Origin of the sequence: Micromonospora sp. NPDC050200 (assembly GCF_040656135.1) — a bacterium.
Taxonomy (GTDB): domain Bacteria; phylum Actinomycetota; class Actinomycetes; order Mycobacteriales; family Micromonosporaceae; genus Micromonospora.
In genome coordinates, this window is the sequence record NZ_JBFALG010000053.1 from 12,779 (window position 1) to 35,049 (window position 22,271).

19 protein-coding genes are annotated in these 22,271 nt (G+C 72.2%); 4 read left to right on the plus strand and 15 right to left on the minus strand.

Going from position 1 to position 22,271, the window contains the following annotated elements; genetic code table 11:
- Positions 1-19: 19 nt before the first annotated feature.
- Entirely contained in the window at positions 20-1,348 is a 1,329-nt protein-coding gene (gene hisS, locus AB0I41_RS27140) for a histidine--tRNA ligase (RefSeq protein ID WP_357113152.1), read from the minus strand.
- Positions 1,349-1,400: 52 nt separating this feature from the next.
- Positions 1,401-2,120: an MBL fold metallo-hydrolase gene (locus AB0I41_RS27145; protein ID WP_357113154.1), complete on the minus strand. Its 720-nt coding sequence runs from the start codon at positions 2,118-2,120 to the stop codon at positions 1,401-1,403.
- Between the two features lie 259 nt (positions 2,121-2,379).
- Here AB0I41_RS27145 and AB0I41_RS27150 point away from each other — a divergent pair, with 259 nt between their 5' ends.
- Positions 2,380-3,264, plus strand: a complete 885-nt coding sequence (locus AB0I41_RS27150; protein WP_357113156.1) for a peptidylprolyl isomerase — start codon at positions 2,380-2,382, stop codon at positions 3,262-3,264.
- A gap of 56 nt (positions 3,265-3,320) precedes the next feature.
- Complete coding sequence (locus tag AB0I41_RS27155; protein WP_357113159.1) at positions 3,321-4,163, plus strand: peptidylprolyl isomerase; 843 nt, start codon at positions 3,321-3,323, stop codon at positions 4,161-4,163.
- Positions 4,164-4,223: 60 nt separating this feature from the next.
- On the opposite strand, the gene AB0I41_RS27160 is transcribed toward AB0I41_RS27155, so the two are convergent.
- From AB0I41_RS27160 to ruvC, 8 genes are all read right to left on the minus strand, one after another.
- Entirely contained in the window at positions 4,224-6,680 is a 2,457-nt protein-coding gene (locus AB0I41_RS27160) for a bifunctional (p)ppGpp synthetase/guanosine-3',5'-bis(diphosphate) 3'-pyrophosphohydrolase (RefSeq protein WP_357113217.1), read from the minus strand.
- 194 nt (positions 6,681-6,874) lie between these two features.
- The gene (locus AB0I41_RS27165; RefSeq protein ID WP_357113161.1) at positions 6,875-7,441 is read right to left on the minus strand and encodes an adenine phosphoribosyltransferase; all 567 of its coding nucleotides are present in this window, start codon (positions 7,439-7,441) and stop codon (positions 6,875-6,877) included.
- 94 nt (positions 7,442-7,535) lie between these two features.
- The gene (secF, locus tag AB0I41_RS27170) at positions 7,536-8,726 is read right to left on the minus strand and encodes a protein translocase subunit SecF (protein ID WP_357113164.1); all 1,191 of its coding nucleotides are present in this window, start codon (positions 8,724-8,726) and stop codon (positions 7,536-7,538) included.
- Between the two features lies 1 nt (position 8,727).
- The gene (secD, locus tag AB0I41_RS27175) at positions 8,728-10,647 is read right to left on the minus strand and encodes a protein translocase subunit SecD (protein ID WP_357113166.1); all 1,920 of its coding nucleotides are present in this window, start codon (positions 10,645-10,647) and stop codon (positions 8,728-8,730) included.
- Between the two features lie 223 nt (positions 10,648-10,870).
- Positions 10,871-11,221 carry a preprotein translocase subunit YajC gene (gene yajC, locus AB0I41_RS27180; protein WP_357113170.1) on the minus strand — a complete coding sequence of 117 codons (351 nt, stop codon included), beginning with the start codon at positions 11,219-11,221 and terminating at the stop codon, positions 10,871-10,873.
- Between the two features lie 139 nt (positions 11,222-11,360).
- Positions 11,361-12,425 (minus strand): Holliday junction branch migration DNA helicase RuvB, encoded by a 1,065-nt coding sequence (gene ruvB / locus AB0I41_RS27185; RefSeq protein ID WP_357113172.1) that lies wholly within the window; start codon positions 12,423-12,425, stop codon positions 11,361-11,363.
- 55 nt (positions 12,426-12,480) lie between these two features.
- Positions 12,481-13,083 (minus strand): Holliday junction branch migration protein RuvA, encoded by a 603-nt coding sequence (gene ruvA, locus AB0I41_RS27190; protein WP_357113175.1) that lies wholly within the window; start codon positions 13,081-13,083, stop codon positions 12,481-12,483.
- Entirely contained in the window at positions 13,083-13,607 is a 525-nt protein-coding gene (gene ruvC / locus AB0I41_RS27195) for a crossover junction endodeoxyribonuclease RuvC (protein ID WP_357113178.1), read from the minus strand. The genes ruvA and ruvC overlap by 1 nt, the downstream gene beginning before the upstream one ends.
- Positions 13,608-13,920: 313 nt before the next feature.
- Here ruvC and AB0I41_RS27200 point away from each other — a divergent pair, with 313 nt between their 5' ends.
- Together AB0I41_RS27200 and AB0I41_RS27205 are read left to right on the plus strand one after the other, a co-directional pair.
- Complete coding sequence (locus tag AB0I41_RS27200) at positions 13,921-14,703, plus strand: 3-hydroxybutyrate dehydrogenase (RefSeq protein ID WP_357113181.1); 783 nt, start codon at positions 13,921-13,923, stop codon at positions 14,701-14,703.
- Between the two features lie 14 nt (positions 14,704-14,717).
- Positions 14,718-16,637 carry a helix-turn-helix domain-containing protein gene (locus tag AB0I41_RS27205; RefSeq protein ID WP_357113184.1) on the plus strand — a complete coding sequence of 640 codons (1,920 nt, stop codon included), beginning with the start codon at positions 14,718-14,720 and terminating at the stop codon, positions 16,635-16,637.
- Between the two features lie 30 nt (positions 16,638-16,667).
- On the opposite strand, the gene AB0I41_RS27210 is transcribed toward AB0I41_RS27205, so the two are convergent.
- From AB0I41_RS27210 to AB0I41_RS27230, 5 genes are all read right to left on the minus strand, one after another.
- Positions 16,668-17,276, minus strand: coding sequence for a TetR/AcrR family transcriptional regulator (locus AB0I41_RS27210; protein WP_357113187.1), 609 nt, complete (start codon positions 17,274-17,276; stop codon positions 16,668-16,670).
- Between the two features lie 11 nt (positions 17,277-17,287).
- Positions 17,288-18,856 (minus strand): MFS transporter, encoded by a 1,569-nt coding sequence (locus tag AB0I41_RS27215; RefSeq protein ID WP_357113190.1) that lies wholly within the window; start codon positions 18,854-18,856, stop codon positions 17,288-17,290.
- Positions 18,857-19,118: 262 nt separating this feature from the next.
- Complete coding sequence (locus AB0I41_RS27220; RefSeq protein WP_357113193.1) at positions 19,119-20,135, minus strand: branched-chain amino acid ABC transporter permease; 1,017 nt, start codon at positions 20,133-20,135, stop codon at positions 19,119-19,121.
- Positions 20,132-21,013, minus strand: coding sequence for a branched-chain amino acid ABC transporter permease (locus AB0I41_RS27225; protein ID WP_357113196.1), 882 nt, complete (start codon positions 21,011-21,013; stop codon positions 20,132-20,134). The genes AB0I41_RS27220 and AB0I41_RS27225 overlap by 4 nt, the downstream gene beginning before the upstream one ends.
- The gene (locus tag AB0I41_RS27230) at positions 21,010-22,260 is read right to left on the minus strand and encodes an ABC transporter substrate-binding protein (protein WP_357113198.1); all 1,251 of its coding nucleotides are present in this window, start codon (positions 22,258-22,260) and stop codon (positions 21,010-21,012) included. Before AB0I41_RS27230 ends, AB0I41_RS27225 begins: the two co-directional genes overlap by 4 nt.
- Positions 22,261-22,271 lie beyond the last annotated feature (11 nt).

The following is a 22,271-nucleotide window of genomic DNA, read 5'->3' on the forward strand; positions in this document are numbered from 1 at the left end:
CGTACGCGCCAGTAATGCGTCAGCTGACCAGCGGCTTCAGGTCCTCGCGGGGCGGGGTCCACTCCCCCGCCGCCGCGGCGACCTGCTCGCCGGAGCGGATGTCCTTCACCTCGTCGCCCGCGCCGTCGGCACCCGGGAACCAGACGTACGGGATGCCGCGCCGCTCGGCGTACCGGATCTGCTTGCCGAACTTGGCGGCGCTCGGCGACACCTCGGTCGGCACACCCCGGGAGCGCAACGCCTCGGCGACCCGGTTGCTCGCCGGGCGGACGTCCTCACTCGTGACCGCGACCAGCACGCAGGTCGGCACGGTACGGGAGACCGAGAGGGCGTCGGCGCCGAAAAGCAGCCCGAGCAGCCGGGTCACCCCGATCGAGATGCCCACCCCCGGGAAGCTGACGTTCCCCGAGCTGGCCAGGTTGTCGTAGCGGCCGCCGGAGCAGATCGAGCCGAACCGCTCGTAACCCAGCAGCTGCGTCTCGTACACGGTGCCGGTGTAGTAGTCCAGGCCGCGGGCGATGCGCAGGTCGGCCACGCAGAGCCCCGGCGAGTGCGCGGCGGCGGTCTCCACCACCGCGACCAACTCCTCGATCCCCTCGTCGAGCAGCGGGTCGGTCACCCCGAGGGCGCGCACCGCGTCGGCGAAGGAGGCGTCCGGCGCGGAGATCTCGGCCAGCGCCAGGCACGCCTTGGCCTGCGCCTCGCTCGCCCCGGCCGTCTCGGCCAGCAGCTCCGCGACCTTCGCCGGGCCGATCTTGTCGAGCTTGTCGACCGCGCGCAGCGCCGCCTCCGGGTCGGTCAGCCCGATCCCCCGGTAGAAGCCCTCGCAGATCTTGCGGTTGTTGACCTGGATACGCACCGGCGGGATCGGCAGCGAGCGCAGCGCGTCGCCGATCACCAGCGGCATCTCCGCCTCGTAGTGCGCGGGCAGGGTGTCCCGGTCGACGATGTCGATGTCGGCCTGGAGGAACTCGCGGTAGCGCCCCTCCTGCGGCCGCTCGCCCCGCCACACCTTCTGGATCTGGTAGCGGCGGAACGGGAACTGCAGCTTGCCGGCGTTCTCCAGCACGTACCGGGCGAACGGCACGGTCAGGTCGAAGTGCAGGCCGAGCGCGTCGTCGCCGGCCGGGCCGTCGGTGTCGGCCTGCAGCCGGCGCAGCACGTAGACCTCCTTTGCGGTTTCCCCCTTCCGCAGCAACTGATCCAGCGGCTCCACCGAGCGGGTCTCCAGCGGCGCGAAGCCGTACAGCTCGAAGGTGGCGCGGATCCGATCAAGCACAAACTGCTCGATCATCCGCTGCGCCGGGGTCCATTCGGGGAAGCCGGAGATCGGCGTGGGCTTGCTCATGGCGTGACTCCTTGGGCACCGCGCGGACCGCGCGGGGAGGTCGTGGATGCGGCTACAGGCCGCGGGTGGGCGCGGCCGGGCGCCCGGCGCCGTCCCCCGCCACCTCGGCGAGGTACGGGTTGGTCGCGCGCTCGCGGCCGATGGTGGTCGCGGGGCCGTGGCCGGGCAGGACGACCGTGTCGTCCGCCAGCGGAAGGACCTTCTCCCGCAGGCTGGTCAGCATCCGGGGCATGCTGCCGCCCGGCAGGTCGGTGCGGCCGATCGAGCCGGCGAAGAGCACGTCACCGGAGAGGCAGATCTGCTCGGCCTCCCAGGGCGAGCCGGCGCCGGGCATCCGGAACAGCACCGACCCGCCGGTATGGCCGGGGGCGTGGTCGACGGTTATCTCCAGCCCGGCCAGGGTCAGGATCGCCCCGTCGGTCAGCTCGGCCACGTCGTCCGGCTCGGCGTACGGCAGCCGGCCGCCGAAGAGCTGGGTGAGGTCCATCGAGAGCGCCTTGGACGGGTCGGCGAGCAACTCCCGGTCGTCCGGGTGGACGTACGCCGGGATGCCACGCGCGCCGCAGACCGGCGCCACCGAGAAGGTGTGGTCGAGGTGGCCGTGGGTGAGCAGCACGGCGGCCGGGTGCAGACGGTGTTCGGCGAGCACGGCGTCGAGCCGGTCGAGCACCCCGATGCCCGGATCGACCACCACGCACTGCTCCCCCGGCGCGGTCGCCACCACGTAGCAGTTGGTGCCGAAGGCGTCCGCGGGAAAGCCGGCAACGAGCACGTCCGCTCCCCTTCCGTCGGTTCGTCGTCCCCACCGCAGCCTAGCCGCAGCCGCGAGCCGATATCCGTGACCCACCCGTCCCGTCCACCCCGCCCGGCACAGTGACGCACTCCGATAAATCCAGCCCGGACCTCGTACACCACTTTCACAGCGGCTACCCGTACACTCTGGCGGGCGTGTGGCGTGGCGCACCTGCGAACGCGAGGACGCGAGCGGCCCGACCGCCGGTGACGACCAGGGCAAAGGAAGGGGAGCACGGGTGGCTTCCAGCAGGGACCGGCAGCGCAAGCTGGCACGGGAGAAGCTCGACCGGCAGTTGGCCCGGAGGGCCGCCGCCACCCGGCGGCGCCGGCAGATCCAGGCCGGGGTGGGCGCCGCCGTCGTGCTGGCGCTGATCGTGGTCGGATCGGCGTGGGCGCTGGGCGCGTTCGACCGCGACCCGGCGCAGAAGGACGCCCAGGACGTCTGCCTCTGGACGCCGCAGGACGCCAGCGCCAACACCAACCTCAAGGACGTCGGCACCCCGGCCACCACCGGCCTGCCCACCTCGGGCACCCGGCCGATGACGATCAACACCAACCAGGGCGGCCCGATCACGGCCGAGCTGGACCTGGCCGGCGCCCCGTGCGCCGCGGCGAGCATCGCCCACCTGGCGACCCGCTCGTTCTACGACAACACCACGTGCCACGAGATCACCGCCGAGGGGGCGCTGCGCTGCGGCGACCCCAGCGGCACCGGCCTGGGCGGCCCGACGTACTCCTTCTACGACGAGAACGTCCCCACCGCGCCCGAGGCGAGCCCCTCGGCCAGCCCGGCCCCGGGCGAGCCGCCGGCGTACCCGAAGGGCACGATCGCCATGATCGCGAACCCGCCGGGCGTCAACGGCAGCCAGTTCCTCGTCTTCTTCAAGGACTTCAACCCGGCCAAGCCGACGTACCCGGTCATCGGCCGGGTCACCGGCGGGCTCGACGTGGTCGAGAAGATCGGTGCCCTGCCGACCGTGGACAATGGGACCGGGGCCAAGGTCAAGCCGACGACCGACGTGGTGCTCCAGAAGCTCACCGTCGGCGAGCCGACCACGGCCGGCCCGGCGCCGACGAGCCCGGCTTCCGGCGCCCCGTCGGCCAGCCCCAACGCCGGCTGAGCCGGACAGACCCGTATGCGGCAGCGACCGCGCCAGACAGTCCAGGAGGAGTGACCGTGACGTCCACGAGAGAGCGGCAGCGCGCGGCGGCGCGGGCCCGACTCGAGCGGGAGATGGCCGAGCGCGGGGCCAAGGCCCGCAAGCGCCGGCAGACGCAGGCGATCGTCGGGGCCGGTGCGGTCCTGCTGCTCGTGGTCGCCGGCAGCGTCTGGCTGGCGACGACCCTCGGTGGCGACGACGACACCACGCAGAACACCGCGGCCGACAGCCCGGGCTACGTGCAGTGCGCGTACACCGAGGCGCCGAAGGAGGGCCGGACCCCGCAGATCAAGGATGTCGGGCTGCCCCCCGCCCAGCAGAAGAACACCGGCAGCCAGACGATGACGATCGACACCAACCTGGGCCCGATCACCGCCAAGATCGACCGCGCGGCGGTGCCCTGCACCGCGGGCAGCTTCACCCACCTGGCCAGCAAGGGCTTCTTCGACAACAGCAAGTGCCACCGCCTGGTCACCGAGGGCATCAAGGTGCTCCAGTGCGGCGACCCGAGCGCCACCGGCAAGGGCTGGCGGGAGACCGACGGCACCGGCGGCCCGGCCTACAACCTGGCCGAGGAGAACCTGCCGACCGACAAGCGCCCCGCCTACCCGGACGGCGTCATCGCGATGGCCAACTCCGGCCAGCCGGGCAGCACCGGCAGCCAGTTCTTCATCGTCTACGGCGACTCGCAGCTCGACCCGAACTACACCGTGCTGGGCACCATCACCGGCGGCATGGACCTGGTCAAGCAGGTCGCGGCGGCCGGCGACGACAAGGCCTTCGCCCAGCAGGCCGGGGGCGGCCACCCCAAGAAGGAGGTCGTCATCACCAAGCTGGCGATGAGCGACATCCAGGGCTGACCCCCACCCGTACGACGAAGCGCCCGCCGGCCGCAGCCGGCGGGCGCTTCCCGTTGTGTCTCAGGCCCCGGAGGTGACCCGGTACGCGTCGAAGACGCCGTCGACCTTGCGGACCGCGGCCAGCAGGTGGCCCAGGTGCTTCGGGTCGGCCATCTCGAAGCTGAACCGGCTCACCGCCACCCGGTCGCGGGTGGTGGTGACGGTGGCGGAGAGGATGTTGACCCGCTCGTCGGAGAGCACCCGGGTGACGTCGGCGAGCAGCTTGTGCCGGTCGAGCGCCTCGACCTGGATGGCGACCAGGAACGTCGAGGCGGAGGTGAGTTTCCAGCTGACCTCGACCACCCGCTCGGCCTGCGCCCGCAGGTCCTCGGCGTTGGCGCAGTCGTCACGGTGCACGCTGACCCCGCCGGAGCGGGTGACGAAGCCGAAGACCGCGTCCGGCGGCACCGGGGTGCAGCAGCGGGCCAGCTTGATCCAGACGTCGCTGACGCCCCGGACCACGACGCCCGGGTCGCTGCTGCTCTGCCGGCTGCGCGGCGGCCGGGTGGCGACGGCGGTCTCGGCGATGTCCTCCGCCGCGCCCTCCTCGCCGCCGTAGGTGGCCATCAGCTTCTGCACCACCGACTGGGCGGAGACCTGGCTGTCGCCGACCGCCGCGTAGAGCGAGGCGACGTCGGCCAGGTGCAGGTCCCGGGCGATCGCCATCAGGTTGTCGGAGGTGAGCATCCGCTGCAGCGGCATGCCCTGCTTGCGCATCGCCTTGACGATGGCGTCCTTGCCGGCCTCGATCGCCTCCTCGCGCCGCTCCTTGTTGAAGTACTGGCGGATCTTCGTGCGGGCGCGCGGGCTCTTGACGAAGCCCAGCCAGTCCTGGGTGGGGCCGGCCGTGTCGGACTTCGAGGTGAAGATCTCGATCACGTCGCCGTTGGACAGCGTCGACTCCAGCGGCACCAGCTTGCCGTTGACCCGCGCCCCGATGCACTTGTGCCCGACCTCCGTGTGCACCGCGTACGCGAAGTCCACCGGCGTCGAGCCGGTCGGCAGCGGGATGACGTCACCCTTGGGGGTGAAGACGTACACCTCCTGGCTGGACAGGTCGAAGCGCAGCGCGTCGAGGAACTCGCTCGGGTCGGCCGCCTCCCGCTGCCAGTCCAGCAGCTGGCGCAGCCAGGTCATCTCGTCGATGTGCGCCGGCGGACCCACGATCTGGGTGCCCTTGTGCTCCTTGTATTTCCAGTGCGCGGCGATGCCGAACTCGGCCGTGCGGTGCATCGCGTAGGTGCGGATCTGCATCTCCACCGGCTTGCCGGTGGGCCCGATGACCGTCGTGTGCAACGACTGGTACATGTTGAACTTGGGCATGGCGATGTAGTCCTTGAACCGGCCCGGCACCGGCTGCCAGTTGGCGTGGATGACCCCCAGCGCCGCGTAGCAGTCCCGCACCGTGTCGACCAGGATCCGCACCCCCACCAGGTCGTAGATGTCGTTGAAGTCGCGACCCCGCACGATCATCTTCTGGTAGATCGAGTAGAGGTGCTTCGGCCGGCCGGTGGTCGCCGCCTTGATCTTGGCGGCCTTGAGGTCGGTCGAGACCTTCCGGGTCACCTGGCGCAGCAGCGCCTCGCGCTGCGGCTGGTGCTCCCCGATCAGCCGGTTGATCTCCTCGTACCGCTTCGGGAACAGCGTGCCGAAGGCGAGGTCCTCCAGCTCCCACTTGATGGTGTTCATACCGAGGCGGTGGGCCAGCGGGGCCAGGATCTCCAGCGTCTCCTTGGCCTTCTGCTCCTGCTTGGGGCGGGGCAGGAAGGTCAGGGTGCGCATGTTGTGCAGCCGGTCGGCCAGCTTGATCACCAGGACCCGCGGGTCCTTGGCCATCGCCACGACCATCTTGCGGATGGTCTCCGCCTTGGCCGCGTCGCCGAGCTTGACCTTGTCGAGCTTGGTCACCCCGTCGACCAGGAGGGTGACCTCCGGGCCGAAGTCCGCGCGCATCTGGTCGAGGGTGTACTCCGTGTCCTCGATCGTGTCGTGCAGCAGCGCCGCGACCAGGGTGGTGGTGTCCATGCCCAGGTTGGCCAGGATGGTGGCCACGGCCAGCGGGTGGGTGATGTACGGGTCGCCGGACTTGCGGTACTGACCCGAGTGCCAGCGGGCGGCGGTGTCGAACGCACGCTGGAGCAGCCGCGCGTCGGCCTTGGGGTGGTTCTCCCGGTGGGTGGCGATCAGCGGTTCCAGAACCTCGCTGACCTGCGAGCTCTGCCAGGGCGCGTTGAACCGGGCCAGCCGGGCCCGCACCCGGCGGCCGGTCGGCGCGTTGGAGAGGGCGAAACCCCCGCTCGGCGAGGGATCGCCGTCGGTCGGCAGCGGCGCCACGGTCGCGCCGGCGTCGACGGCCTCGGACAGGGCGGCCTCGGACAGGGCACCGTCGACGGCGCCCGCCACCCGGGTCGGCGGGTTACTCTTCCGGTCGGTCACCGAGCCGTCAGCGTCGCCTGTCGGGTGCACCGTGCCCTCCACCGGAGGGACGACATCGTGGGACACCGGCCTCCTCACCGCTCGCCGGAAAATACCGACCGTGCGCCGGCCGGTCTGGTCCTTCGCCGACGGACGGGGGACCCGCCCGGTCAGCAAAGGGCAATGCTACCCGCACGGTGGGTGCGGTGCCGCTCCGCCGGACGGTCCGCACCGGGTCCGTCCGACGGCGTCGGGGGTCAAACGGTCAGCAGGGCATGGACCGGGCGGCCGGAGAGCTTCTTGCGGCCCCCCAGGAAGCCCAACTCCAGCAGGACGGTGAAACCGGCCACCGTGCCGCCGGCCCGCTCGACCAGATCGAGGGTGGCCTCGGCGGTGCCGCCGGTGGCCAGCACGTCGTCGACCACCAGCACCCGGTGGCCGGCGGTGAAGGCGTCCTGGTGCACCTCCAGCGTCGCCTCGCCGTACTCCAGGGCGTAGGAGGCCGAGTACGCGGCGCGGGGCAGCTTGCCGGCCTTGCGCACCGGCACCACGCCGATCCCCGTGGCGTACGCGATGGCGGCGGCGATCACGAAGCCGCGGGCCTCGATGCCGACCACGATGTCGAACGAGTCACGCCCGTGGTACTCGACGATCCCGTCGATCACCTCGCGGAACACGTCACCGTCGGCGAAGAGCGGCATCAGGTCCTTGAACATGACGCCGGGCTTGGGGAAGTCCGGCACGTCCAGCACCCGGCTGGCCACCAGCCGGGCGACCTCCGGGCCGCTGTCCCCCCGTACCCCGATGCTGTGGGTCTCCGTCACGGTGCTCCCTCCAACGACGACGGCGTCCTCCATGCCGCTCGCACAGCATGAAGGACGCCGTCGGGATGATTCCTACCGGGTGTCCCCGGATCGGTCAGCGCCGCTTGGCGCCACCGGGCCGGTTGCCTCCGCCACCGCTGGGGCGGCCGCCCCGGGCGCCGGTCGCGCGCTTGCCGGCGGGGCGGGCCCCCACCTTCGGCGCCGCGCCCGCCAGGGCCGCCGCCTCGGGGTCGATCGGCTCGTCGTCGCCGTCGGCCGCGCGGGGCGCGCCCTTCGGGGCGAGTTCGCCGCGAGCGAGCGCACCCCGCCGGGCCAGCACCCGCTTGGTGTGCGCCTGGATCCGCGGGTCGTAGTTCTTCAGCAGCACCAGCAGCGGGGTGGCCAGCAGGATCGAGGTCAGGAACGCCATCGCCATACCGACGAAGAGCACCAGGCCGAGGTCCTTCAGGGTGCCCGCGCCGAGCAGGCCGGCACCGATGAAGAGCAGGCCGCCGACCGGGAGCAGGGCGACCACCGAGGTGTTCAGCGACCGCATCAGGCTCTGGTTGAGCGCCAGGTTGGCCGCCTCGCCGTACGTCTGGTTGCTGTTCGCGGTGATCCCGCGGGTGTTCTCCTGCACCTTGTCGAAGACCACCACCACGTCGTAGAGCGCGAAGCCCAAGATCGTGAGGAAGCCGATGATGGTCGACGGGGTGACCTCGAAGCCGACCATCGAGTAGATGCCGGCGGTGAGGATCAGGTTCATGAACAGCGAGCTGATCGCCGCGGCGGCCATCCGCCACTCGAAGCGCAGGATCAGGTAGATCGCCACCACCGCGACGAAGATGATCAGGCCGAGCAGCGCCCGGGAGGTCACCTGGCTGCCCCACGCCTCGCTGACCTGGCTGCCGCTGATCTGGTCGACGTTGATGCCGAACCCGCGCGCCATCTCGGTCTTCACCGCGGTGACCTGCTCGACGCTGAGCTGCGACGTCCGCATCTCGTAGTACTCGCCGCCGGGGCCACCGACCTTCTGCGCGGTCACCACCTGGGCGCCGCCGCCCTCGGCGGCCAGCGCCGCGTTGACCTGCTCCTCGGCCCGGTCCAGCGTGCCGACGCTGGCCGGGACCTGGAACGAGTTGCCACCGGCGAACTCGATGCCGAGGCTGAAGCCGCGCACCGCGAAGCTGAGCACCGCGATCAGCACCAGCGCGCCGGCCACGCCGAACCACAGCTTGCGCCGGCCGACGATGTCGAGCCCGGCCTCACCGCGGTAGAGCCGGCTCGCGAGACCACTCTTAGCCATCTCAGGCCTCCTTGACGCGCGGGGTGCGGGGCGTGTCCTGCTCGGCCGACCGGGCCGGCAGGGCCCGGCCGAGACCGCTGACCCGCGGGGACAGGAACGCCCGGGTGCGGGCGAACATCGTCATGATCGGGTGCCGGAAGAGGAAGACCACGATCAGGTCGAGCACGGTCGCCAGGCCGAGGGCGAAGGCGAAGCCCTTCACCGTGCCGACCGAGACGACGTAGAGCACCACGGCGGACATCAGCGTGATCGCGTTCGCCGAGATGATCGTCCGGCGGGCCCGGATCCAGGCGCGCGGCACCGCGCTGCGCGGGCTGCGCCCCTCCCGGATCTCGTCCTTGAGCCGCTCGAAGTAGATGACGAAGGAGTCCGCCGCCACACCGAGCGAGACGATCATGCCGGCGATGCCGGCGAGGGTGAGGGTGAAGCCGATCGACCGGCCGAGCACCACCAGCGCACCGAAGACCAGCAGCGCCGACAGCACCAGGCTCAGGAAGATCACCGAGCCGAGCAGGCGGTAGTAGAAGAACGAGTAGACGATGACCAGCAGCAGGCCGATGCCGGCGGCGAGCAGGCCGGCCCGCAGGTGGCTGTCGCCCAGGGTGGCGGTGACGTTCTGCTGCTCCTGCGGCACGAAGGTCACCGGCAGCGCGCCGTAGCGCAGCTGACCGGCCAGCGCGTTCGCGTCCGTGCTGTTGAAGTTGCCGGTGATCTGGGAGTCGCCGGTGAGCACGCCCTGGATCTCCGGGGAGGAGACGATCTTGTTGTCGAGCACGACCGCCACCCGGCACTTGCCGTCCTGGCCGAGCGCGGTCTGGTCGCAGGCGCCGCCCTCGTTGGTGAACGCCTCGCGGGTCAGGTTCGTCCACCTCTCCTGGCCCTTGCTGGTGAAGTTCAGGCTGACCACCCACGCGCTGGTCTGGTCGAGCACGGCGTTGGCGTCGTCGACGTCGGTGCCGACCACCTTCGCCACGTCGAGCAGGTACTTGGCGGCGCCGTCCTCACAGGCGACCGCCTGCTGCTTCTCGTCCTTGATCGACGCGGCCGGACGCTTGTCCAGCTGGGCGCAGGTGATGGTCGGGACGTTGAACTGCATCTGCGGCGTGAGCACCGCGATCTCCTGCGGGGAGAGCGCGCCGAACGACTTGAGCTTCTCCGCCAGGGCGGGGTCGGCGGTGAGGTCGGCCGGGGCCTGCAGGCCGCTCGCGGCGGCCCAGGCGTCCGGTCCCACCTTCTTCTCGATGGCCGTGCGCTGCTCCTGGATGCTCTGCGGCACCGGGGCGGCGCTGGCGCTCGGCGAGGCGGCCGGGGCGCTCGGCGAGGCGGCCGGGGCGGAGGGAGTGGCGCTGGCGCTCGGCGCGGCGGCGCCGCCGCCCTGACCGCCGGCGCTCGGCGAGGAGGTCGCCTTGGGGGCGGCGCTGCCCGACGGCTTCGGCGACGCGCTGCCCGACGGCGCCGGCGCGGCGCTGCCGGAGGGAGCGGGGGTCGGGGTGGCCGCCGGGGCGGTGACCGCGCCGCTGCCGTCCGCGCCCTTGAGCACCTTGCGGAAGCGCAGCTCGGCGGCGCTGCCGACGTCCTTCAGGTCGCGGTTCTCACCGGGCAGGGAGATGACGATGTTCCGGTTGCCCTCGGTGACCACCTCGGCCTCCGCCACGCCGTAGGCGTTGACCCGGCTCTCGATGATCTGGCGCGCCTCTTCCAGGTTCTGCGAGGTCGGGGGCTTGCCGTCGAGGCTGTTGGTGGCCTCCAGCGTCAGCCGGGTGCCGCCGATCAGATCCAGGCCGAGCCGGGGCTCCAACCGGTCCTTCCAGCCGCCGCTGGCACCGCCCGAGAAGAACACCAAAAGATAGAGGACGACGAAGATGAGCCCGAGTACGGCGAGCTGCCGCCCGGGGCGCATCTGTCCCTGAGGTGGTGCCACGGCTGTCCTGTCTCCCTGTAACGGTCGCGCCGCCGACGCGGCGGCGGCGAATGTCGGGCCGGGGTCCGGGCCGACATGCTCTCCGGGACCGGCACCCACCGGTCGGCACGGCGTACCGCCGCCACTCGGGCGTCGGTCGGGGCGCGTGCCGGCGTCGGATGTCGGCCCACCTGTTCAGTTGTCGCGTTCCGCCCGCCGCCCCGACAGGAGGGCGGGCGGGGGTTCACTCCTTGACGGCGTCCGCCACTTCCTCGGTGACCGGCTCGGTGGACTCGGCGCGCTCGGCCTGGTTGACCACCCGGGCGATGGCCGGCCGGGCGTAGCGGGTCTGGACGCCGGGGGCGACCTCCAGCAGCACGGTGTCGTCGTCCACACCGGTGACGGTGCCGTAGAGCCCGCCGATGGTGACGACCTCGTCACCCGGGGCCAGCGCGGACTGCATGAACTCGGCCTCGCGCCGCCGCTTCTGCTGGGGGCGGATCATCATGAAGTACATGACGCCGAAGAGCAGGGCGATCATGAGGATCGGCGTGAGACCGCCGACTCCCCCGCCGCCCGCTGCTGCGTAAACCACGGTGTGTGACCTTCCCATTGGCCTCCGACTCGGCACGAGGGGCGCCGGAGTGGAGGCGGATTCTCACGTCCTGTACAGACCGCGGCGAGTCTAGTCCCTACACCTGGGAACGCCGAATGCGGTACAGATCACGTTCACATCACGGCTGATCCGGGGCAGCGGAGAACAGATCGGGCACGGAAGAGGTGTCGGCACCAAATGTACCATTTGGCGGTGTACGGCCCAGATGGCGCCAGGCGGCCTCGGTGGCCACCCGCCCCCGGGGCGTACGGGCGAGCAGACCGGCCCGGACCAGGAACGGCTCGCAGACCTCCTCGACGGTGTCGGGCTGCTCCCCCACCGCCACCGCGAGGGTGGAGAGCCCGACCGGGCCACCCCGGAACGAGTCCACCAGCGCGGTCAGCACCGCCCGGTCCAGCCGGTCCAGGCCGAGCGCGTCCACGTCATACACGGTCAGGGCGGCCCGGGCGGTCTCCAGGGTGACCACGCCGTCGGCCCGGACCTCGGCGAAGTCCCGGACCCGGCGCAGCAGCCGGTTGGCGATCCGGGGAGTCCCCCGGGAGCGACCGGCGATCTCGATGGCCCCGTCGTCGGTGATCGGCACGCCGAGGATCCGCGCCGACCGGTGCAGCAGCGCCTCCAGGTCGGCCGGGGCGTAGAAGTCCAGGTGCGCGACGAAGCCGAACCGGTCCCGCATCGGCCCGGTCAGCAGACCGGACCGGGTAGTCGCGCCGACCAGGGTGAACGGCTCGACGTCCAGCGGGATCGCGGTGGCGCCCGGCCCCTTGCCGACCACCACGTCGACCCGGAAGTCCTCCATCGCGCTGTAGAGCAGTTCCTCGGCCGGCTTGGCGATCCGATGGATCTCGTCGATGAAGAGCACGTCGCCCTCGGCGAGGCTGGTCAGGATGGCCGCCAGGTCGCCGGAGCGCTCGATCACCGGTCCGCTGGTCACCCGGATGCCGGCGCCCAGCTCGGCCGCCACGATATTGGCGAGCGTCGTTTTACCGAGGCCAGGCGGCCCGGACAGGAGGATGTGGTCCGGCGGGGAGCCGCGCCGCATCGCGCCCTGCAGCAGCAGGTCGAGCTGATCGCGGACCCGGTGCTGGGCGATGAACTCCGCGAGCCGCTTCGGCCGGACACTGGCCTCCGCGTCCAGCTCGGCGTCGTTGACGTACGCCGAGACCAGTCCGTCGCCGGTCACCGCGCCGCCTCCGTCCGGGACCCAGGGGCCGGCCGGAACGACCCGCTCCGCGCGCTCACCGGGTCCGGCCCAGCAGTCGGATCGCCTGCTTCAGCAGCACCGGCACGGGCGGCGTCTCGCCGTCGACGGTCTCCGCGACCGCGGCCACCGCCTGGTCGGCCTGGCCGGCCGTCCAGCCCAGCCCGACCAGCGCCTGGCGGACCTGCTCGGGCCAGGCCCCGCCGGTGACCCCGGCCGCGCCGTCGGCGCCGACCGGTACCGGGCCGATCCGGTCGCGCAGCTCCAGGACCAGGCGTTCCGCGCCCTTCTTGCCGATGCCCGGCACCCGGGTCAGTGCGGCGGTGTCGGCGTTGGCGATGGCCTTGCGGACCGCGTCCGGGGTGTGCACGGCGAGCACCGCCTGGGCCAGCCGGGGGCCCACCCCACTGGCCGTCTGGAGCAGCTCGAACAGCTGCTTGGCGTCGTCGTCGGCGAAGCCGTAGAGGGTGAGCGAGTCCTCCCGGACGACCAGGCTGGTGGCGAGCCGGGCCGGCTGGCCGACCCGCAGGTCGGCGAGCGTGGCCGGGGCGCACTGCACCGCCAGGCCGACACCGCCCACCTCCACCACGGCATGGTCCGGACCCGTCGCGGTCACCGTGCCGCGCACGCTGGCGATCATCAGGCTCCTCCTCGTCGTGCCCGGTCGGCGGCGGCGGCCAGCTTCGACCGGGTGCCGCCGCGCCACACGTGGCAGATGGCCAGGGCCAGGGCGTCAGCGGCGTCGGCCGGCTTCGGCGGCTCGGGCAGCCGCAGCAGCCGGGTCACCATCGTCGTCATCTGCCGCTTGTCGGCCTGACCGGAACCGGTCACGGCCGCCTTCACCTCGCTCGGCGTGTACGTCTGCACCGGCAGCCCGGCGCGTGCCCCGGCGAGCACGGCGATCCCGCTGGCCTGGGCGGTGCCCATCACGGTGCGGACGTTGTGCTGGCTGAACACCCGCTCGACGGCGACGGTGTCCGGCCGGTGCTCGGCGACCAGGTCGGTGAGCGACCGGTCCAGGTGCAGCAGGCGCAGCGGCAGGTCGTCGGCCGGGTCGGTGTAGACGACGTAGTAGGCGACCAGGGTGCAGGGCCGCCCCGGCACGCCCTCGACCACGCCGACTCCGCACCGGGTCAGCCCCGGGTCGACGCCGAGCACGCGCACGCCGCCTCCTCCCCAGCCGCCAGCAGTACGTGTGTTCGACACCCTACTGGTCGGCCCGGCACGGCACCCGGGGGGACACGCCGGCCGTACCGGCGCGGCAGGGTGTCCCCGGCCACGCCGCCACCTCCGCGCGGCGTCGACCTCGACGGCGACGGCGAAGACGGCTGGCCCCTCACCGCCGACATTTCCGCCCCGGGATCCGGCCGGTCCGCCCGGGCCCGGACCGCTCGCGGAACTCCCACACAGACCGGCCGTGGAGTATGTGTCGCCGCCCCATGTGCCGACGGGCACACAGCTCGTAACTTCTTGCGCCATGACGGCAGAACCCGTGGCGGTCCCCCACGTCGTACACGTCGACCTCTCCGGTCGTAGCGCCCTGGTGACCGGTGGTGGCAGTGGCATCGGCCGGGCCTGTGCCCTGCGCCTGGCGGCGGCCGGCGCGGCGGTGCTGGTGGTGGACCGCAACGTCGAGGCGGCCAAGGCGGTGGCCGCCGAGGCCGGCGCCCGCGCCGAGGGGGTCGACCTGTCGGACCTGGCGGCGGTGGACCGGCTCGACGCCGACGTCGACATCGTGGTCAACAACGCCGGGCTCCAGCACGTCGCGCCGGTGCAGGACTTCCCCCCCGAGCGCTTCTCCCACCTGCACCGGGTGATGGTGGAGGCGCCCTTCCAGATCATCCGGCGCGCGCTGCCGCACATGTACGCCCGGGGCTGGGGCCGGATCGTCAACATCTCCTCGGTGCACGGGCTGCGCGCGTCGCCGTACAAGGCGGCGTACGTGTCGGCCAAGCACGCCCTGGAGGGGCTGTCCAAGGTGGTCGCGCTGGAGGGCGCCACGCACGGGGTCACCGCCAACTGCATCAACCCGGCGTACGTCCGCACCCCGCTGGTGGAGAGCCAGATCGCCGACCAGGCGGCCAGCCACGGCATCGGCGAGGACGAGGTGATCGAGAAGATCATGCTGGCCCGGGCCGCGATCAAGCGGCTGATCGAGCCGGAGGAGGTGGCCGAACTGCTGGCGTACCTGTGCTCGCCGCCGGCGGCCTTCATCACCGGCGCCTCGATCGCCCTCGACGGGGGCTGGACGGCGAACTAGTGGCACCCCGCACAATGAGCGTCATGTCGTCGCCGGTCGAGTTCCTGGAACTGCTCGCTCGGGAGGCGGCGGCCGTCGAGTTCGAGGGCCCCCTGGTCGCCGCCCGGGCCGCCGGGCTGCCCGCTGACCGGCTGGCCGAGCTGGAACACGCCAAGGTGCTCGCGCTGCGGGTGCGCGGCCTGCTGGAGCGGCGCCGCCGCCGGGAGACCGAGCTCTCCGGCCTCTACGACACGGCCAGCGACCTGGCCGGGCTGCGTGACCTGGACGACGTGCTGCGGGCCATCGTGCACCGGGCCCGGCACCTGCTCGGCGCCGACGTCGCGTACATGACCCTCAACGACGACGAGCGCGGCGACACCTACATGCGGGTCACCGACGGCTCGATCTCGGCGAGGTTCCAGCGGCTGCGGCTGGAGATGGGCGACGGGCTGGGCGGGCTGGTGGCCCAGTCCGGCACCCCGTACGTGACCGCGAACTACCCGGAGGACGAGCGCTTCCACCACACGGGCGAGATCGACGCCGGGGTCGGCGAGGAGGGGCTGGTGGCCATCCTCGGCGTACCGCTGCGGCTCGGGTCGAGCGTGATCGGCGTGCTCTACGCGGCGAACCGGTCGGCCCGGCCGTTCGCCCGTGAGGAGGTGTCGCTGCTGGTGTCGCTCGCGGCGCACGCCGCGGTGGCGATCGACACCGCCCGGCTGCTCGCCGAGACCCGGGCCGCGCTGGCCGAGCTCTCCGCGGCGAACACCACCATCCGGGCGCACAGCAGCTCGGTGGAGCGGGCCGCGGCGGCGCACGACCGGATGACCGCGCTGGTGCTGCGCGGCGGCGGCATGGAGGACGTCGCCGCGGCGGTCACCGAGGTGCTCGGCGGGGCGCTGCTGGCGCTGGACTCGGAGGGCCGGCTGCTGGCCCGGGTCGGCGAGATCGAGGAGCCGGACCGGGCGGACCTGGTGGAGGCGGTGGCGGCGTCGCGGACCGAGGGGCGCAGCGTGCGCCGGGGCCCGCTCTGGTACGCCGCGGTGGTCGCCGGCGCGGAGAACCTGGGCGCGCTGGTGCTGCGCCCGGACGACGAACTGGTCGACGCCGACCAGCGCATCCTGGAGCGGGCGGCGCTGGTGACGGCGCTGCTGCTGCTGTTCCGGCGTACCGTCGCCGAGGCCGAGGGGCGGGTGCGGGGCGAGCTGCTCGACGACCTGATCGCCCGGCCGCTGCGGGACACCGACGCGCTGGGCAGCCGGGCCCGCCGGCTCGGGGTCGACCTCGACGCGCCGCACGTGCTGGTGGCGGTGGGTGACGACGCGATCGCCGCGACCGGGTCCGCCCGGCTGCGGGTGCTCTCCTGGGCCACCACGTACGCCTCGACCCGGGGTGGCCTGGCCGCGGCCCGCGACGGGCGGGTGGTGCTGATGCTGCCCGGCCGGGACGCCGGCGGCAGCGCCCGCGCGGTGGCCCGGGACCTGTCCCGGGTGACCGGCCGCCCGGTGACCGCCGGGGCGAGCGGCCCGGCGTCCGGGCCGGCGGCGCTGGCCGCCACGTTCACCGAGGCGGACCGCTGCCTCACCGCGCTCGGCGCGCTGGGTCGCGCCGGCGAGGGGGCGAGCACCGCCGAGCTGGGCTTCGTCGGGCTGCTCCTCGGCACGGTGGGCGACCAGGGCGAGCGGGACGTGGCCCGGTTCCTGACCGCCACGGTCGGTCCGGTGCTGGACTACGACGCACGGCGCGGCACCGCGCTGGTGCGGACGCTGGAGGCGTACTTCGGGGTGGGCGGCAGCCTGGCCCGGGCCGCCGAGCAGCTGCACGTGCACGTCAACACGGTGACCCAGCGGTTGGAGCGGGTCGGGCAACTGCTGGGCGCGGACTGGCAGAAGCCGGAGCGGGCGCTGGAGGTGCAGTTGGCGCTGCGGCTGCACCGGCTGCGCGCGCCCGCGAGCTGAGCCGGGCGGGCCCCGGCCTGACCCGCCCGGTCAGCGGGCCCGGATGCCGTCCAGCACCCCGTCGACGACCTTCTCGGGGAGGATCCCGTCGTCCAGCTCCGGGTGCCAGCGCAGTATCCGCTGCATCAGTATCGGCCCGGTGAGCAGCGCCATCGTCACCTCGACGTCGAGGTCGGCGCGGAGCTCGCCGGTGCGGATCCCGCGCCGCAGCACCTCGCGCATCAGCTGCCGGCGCGGTTCGATGATGTTCTGGTAGAGCTGGAAATGGTCCGGGCGGCGGTTCACCTCGGGCACCAGGCAGGGCATGATCTTCGCCGCGCGGGGGTCGATGTGCTGCCCGACCGCGCCGACCAGCAGCACCAGGTCGTCGCGGACGGAGTGACCGGCCGGCTGCGGCAGGATCCCCTTGAGCCGGCGTAGCGCGTCGAGCAGCAGCGCGTCCTTGCCCGGCCAGCGCCGGTAGATGGTGGCCTTGCCGACCCCGGCGCGGGTGGCGATCGCCTCGATCGACAGCGCCTCGACGGTGCTGCCCTCGGCGAGCAGGTCGAGGGTGGCCTCGATGATGGCCTCGTCCGCGCGGATGCTCCGCGGTCGCCCGGGCGACCGCGGAGCATCTGCGGTGGAAGTCATGTCAGACATTGTCGCCCGACCTATGCGGTTCCGGCCAGCTCCCGTTCGTCGACCAGCGGCGCGGCGACGGGCGTGTCCGCGGCGCGGCCCGGCATCCAGCGCAGCACGATGAGGATGCCGAGGGCGGCCACCACCGCGGAGAGCGCCGCCGCCCAGTGCATGGCCGAGACGAACGAGTCGTTGGCCGCCGCGATCAGTCTCGGCGCCGCCGGCCCGAGCTGTGCGGCCGCCGCGTACGCGCCGGAGATGGACTCGTTGGCCGCGTCGCGGGCCGGGGCGGGGAGGCCGTCGACCGCCGAGGCGATGTCCTCGCGGTAGACCGCGGAGAGCACCGAGCCGAGCACGGCCACGCCCAGTGCGCCGGCGATCTGCCGCACGGTGTTGCTGACCGCGGAGCCGACGCCCGCCTTCTCCCGGGGCAGCGCCGACATGATCGACTCGGTGGCCGGCGGCATGATGTTGGCCATCCCGGCGCCCTGGAGGAAGAAGAAGACCAGGACCACCCAGATCGGCGTGCTCGCGTCGACGAAGGCGAACGCGCCGAGCGCCACCACGGTCAGCGTCAGCCCGACCGCCGCGACCGCCTTGCCGCCGTACCGGCGCACCATGGCGGCGCTGCGCGGGGCGAAGATCAGCTGGGCGCCGGCGAAGGGCAGGAAGAGCAGACCGGTCTCCAGCGGGCTGTAGCCGCGGACCAACTGGAGGTAGAACGAGCTGAAGAACATGACGCCCATCGCGGCGAAGAAGATCAGACCGACGATGGCCACCGGCGCGGCGAAGCGCGGCACCCGGAACAGCCGGACGTCCAGCGACGGGTGGTCGCTGCGCCGCTCGTGGGCGACGAACCAGGCCAGCACCGCCAGGCCACCGACGAGGGACACCCAGACCACCGGCCGGTCGAAGCCGTGCTCGCCGCCGTCGATGATGCCGTAGGTCAGTGCGACCAGACCCACCACGGAGAGCAGCACGCCGAGCAGGTCCACCCGGCCCGGCTCGGGGTCGCGGGACTCCGGCACCAGCAGCGCCACCAGGACCACGCCGGCCGCCACCACCGGCACGTTGATCAGGAAGACCGAGCCCCACCAGTAGTGCTCCAGCAGCGCGCCGCCCAGGATCGGGCCGATCGCCACGGCGAGGCCGACCGCGCCGGCCCAGATGCCGATCGCGCGGCCCCGCTCCCGGGGGTCGAAGATGTTGGAGATGATCGACAGCGTCACCGGCATGATCGCCGCGCCGCCGACGCCCATCAGGGCGCGAGCCGCGATCAGCTGGCCGGGATCCTGCGCGTACGCCGACACCAGCGACGCCAGGCCGAACAGCGCCAGGCCGATCAGCAGGAAGCGGCGGCGACCGAAGCGGTCACCGAGCACGCCGAAGGTGAACAGCAGCCCGGCGAAGACCAGCGTGTAGGAGTTGATCGACCACTCCAGCTCGCCCTGGCTGGCGCCGAGCCCGTGCACCGGGTCGGCGAGGGTACGCAGCGCGACGTTGAGGATGGTGTTGTCGAGGACGACCACGAGCAGGCTGATCACCAGCACCCCGAGGATCGCCCACCGCCTCGGATGTCCCGTGTTCTCGTGCGGTTCCATTGTGTCCGGTTCTCCCCCCGGGGCCCCCGTGCCGCATTACGATACGGGTCTGACTCGTAACGGGCCTGAGCGTACGGGGCAGAGTTTCGATACGGAACCGGATCGTATCGTATGTGTCGGGCGTCACGCCTCGCTCTCCTGCTCCGTCGCTCCAGCTCGCGGTCGCACCGCGGTGAGCGATGCCGGGCCGGGCAGGTGTCGCCGTCCGGCCCGGCTCGGCGAGGCGGGCGGGCCCGCCGGTTCGGATGCGCCGCCGCGGGACCTATCTGCGGCGGGCGGCCATCCAGCGCAGCGCCAGGGCGGCGACGGTGCCCCACACCCCGCGGCGGAACAGCAGCACGACGAGGACGAAGATGCTGCCGGTCACCAGGCCGATCGCCTCGAATCCGGAGAATGACAGCCAGTCCTCCAGCCGGACCACGACGGCCGCGCCGAGCACCCCGCCCCACAGCGTGCCGATGCCGCCGAGCACGACGACGATGACCGCCTTGCCGGAGGTGGTCCAGTGCAGCACGTCGAGGGAGACGAAGCGGTGACCGACGGCGAAGAGCCCGCCGCCGAGCCCGGCGATGAAGCCGGAGAGCACGAACGCGGTCAGCTTGTAGCGGTGCACCGGGTAGCCGAGCGCCCGCGCACGGGCCGGGTTGTCGCGGATGCCGACCAGCACCCGGCCGAACGGCGAATGCGTGATCCGCCAGGCGGCGGCCAGGCCGAGCAGCACGATCGGCAGAATCGTGTAGTAGAAGTAGTAGTCGTCGGTCAGGTCGAGGCCGAACAGCGACCGGGGCACGCCCTGCAGGCCGTTCTCGCCCCGGGTGACCGAACGCCACTCGTTGGCCACGTAGTAGACCATCTGGGCGAAGGCCAGCGTGACCATGGCGAAGTAGATGCCGGTCCGCTTCACCGCGAGGTAGCCGATGGGCAGCGCGAGCGCCGCCGCGCCGAGCGCCCCGGCCAGCACGGCGACCGGGAACGGCAGGCCGGCGTGGATGGCGACCAGCCCGGTGAGGTACGCCGAGGTGCCCCAGAACGCGGCGTGCCCGAAGGACATCAGCCCGGTGAAGCCGAGCAGCAGGTCCACCGACACCGCGAAGAGCGCCCAGCAGAGGATGTCCACGGCCACCGCCGGGTAGAGCCCGTTGGGCAGCCAGAGCGCGGCGGCCAGGCCGGCGGCGAGCAGCGCGTACCGGACCCAGCCGGGCGCGCGGGCGACGGCGAGGAGCCCGGACGTCGGCGCCGGACGGTTCGCGTCGGCCGGGGTGTCGACGGTGCTGGTCATGCCGGTGCCTCCTCACGGCCGAACAGCCCGGCCGGCCGCCAGAGCAGCACGGCGGCCATCACGACGAAGACGATCGTCTGGGACACGATGGGGAACTCGGACAGGTACGCCTCGCCCCATGCCTGCACCAGACCGATGCCGAACCCGGCGGCGACCGAGCCGAAGATCGAGCCGAGGCCGCCGATCACCACCACCGCGAAGACCACGATGATCAGGTCGGCGCCCATCAGCGGGTTCACCGCCCGCATCGGCGCGGCGAGCACCCCGGCGAGCCCGGCCAGGCCGATGCCGAAGCCGAAGACCGGGGTCACCCACCGCCCGACGTCGATGCCGAAGGCCCGGGTCAGCTCCGGCCGCTCGGTGGCCGCCCGGACCACCATGCCGATCCGGGTACGGGTGAGCACCCACCACACCGCGACGCAGAGCAGCACCGCGAAGCCGAGGATGAACACCCGGTACGTCGGGAAGTCGAAGAGCCCGAAGTCGACCGAGCCGCTGAGCTCGGCAGGGGTGGCGTACGGGCTGGACTGCACGCCGTAGCGGGTCTTGACCAGGTCCTGGAGGATCAGCGTCAGGCCGAAGGTGAGCAGGAAGTTGTAGAGCGGGTCGAGCCGGGTGAGCCGGTGGATGACGGCCCGTTCCAGGATCATGCCGACCACCGCGAGCGCGACCGGCATGATCACCAGGGCCGCCCAGAACGGCACGCCCGCCTCGGCCAGCAGCACGTACGCGCCGAAGGCGCCGAGCATGTAGAACGCGCCGTGGGCGAAGTTCACCACCCGCAGCATGCCGAAGATGACCGCGAGCCCGAGGGCGAGCAGGGCGTAGAACGCCCCGCTCACCAACCCGTTGAACGTGTTCTGGAGAAAACCGGTCACAGCTTGCAGTCCGGGGACGGGGCGCGGAACGCCTCGGCGGCGGGGATGGTCTTGAGCACCTTCACGTAGTCCCACGGCTCGGCGACCTCGGCCTGCGGCTTCACCTGGGCGAGGTACGCGTCGTGGACGACCCGGTGGTCCTCGGCGCGGATCTTGCCGTTGCGCAGGAAGACGTCGTTGACCTCCTTGCCCTCCAGGCCCTTCACGACGGCGTCCGCGTCGTCGGTGCCGGCGGCCTGCGCCGCCTCCAGGTACTGCATCGCGGCCGAGTAGTTGGCCGCGTGGGCGAAGGACGGCCGGGTGCCCGTCTCCTTCTGGAACCGGTCGGCGAACTCCCGGTTCTGCTGGTCGAAGTTCCAGTACCAGGCGTCGGTGTAGGTGGTGCCCGCGAGGGCGGCGGGGGTGAGCGAGTGGATGTCGGAGATGAACATCAGGCCCACGGCGAGCCCGATGCCCTTCTCCCGGAGCTTGAACTCGTTGTACTGCTTGACCACGTTGACCAGTTCCGCGCCGGCCTGCATGGTGCCGAGCACCTGCGGCTTCGGGTTCATCGTCGAAGCCTTCAGCAGGAACGACGAGTAGTCACCGCTGGTGTTCGGGAACGGCGCGCCGTCCTTGCCGACGACCGTCCCGCCGGCGGCGGTGATGGCGGCGGAGAAGCTCTTCTCCATGTCCTGCCCGAAGGCGTAGTTCGGGTAGAGGATGTACCAGTTCTTCCCGACCTGCTCGGTGGTGGTCCTGCCGGTGCCGTTGGCCAGCATGTAGGTGTCGTACGCGTAGTGGAACGTGTACTTGTTGCAGCTCTTGCCGGTCAGGTCGGTGGTCGCCGCGCCGATGTTGAAGTAGAGCTTCTTCTTCTCCTTCGCCACGTCGGCGACCTTCAACGCGGCCGAGGAGGTCGGCACGTCGAGGATCAGGTCGACGCCCTTGCGGTCGTACATCTCCTGGGCCTTGGCGTTGGCGACGTCCGGCTTGTTCTGGTGGTCGGCGGTCTCGACGGTGATGTCCTTGGTGATCGCCTGGTCGCCGTGCTTGGCCTTGAAGTCGGCGATGGCCATCTCCACCGCCTTGACCGAGTTCTTCCCGGACAGCTCCGAGTAGGCCCCGGACTGGTCGTTGAGGACCCCCAGCACGATCTTGTCGCCGGTCAGCTTCTGGTCGCCGCCGGACTGGGGCCCACCGCCGCCGCACCCCGCGGCCAGCAGCACCGCCGCCGACGCCGCGGCCACACCCACGCTCCTACGCATGTCATCCCTTT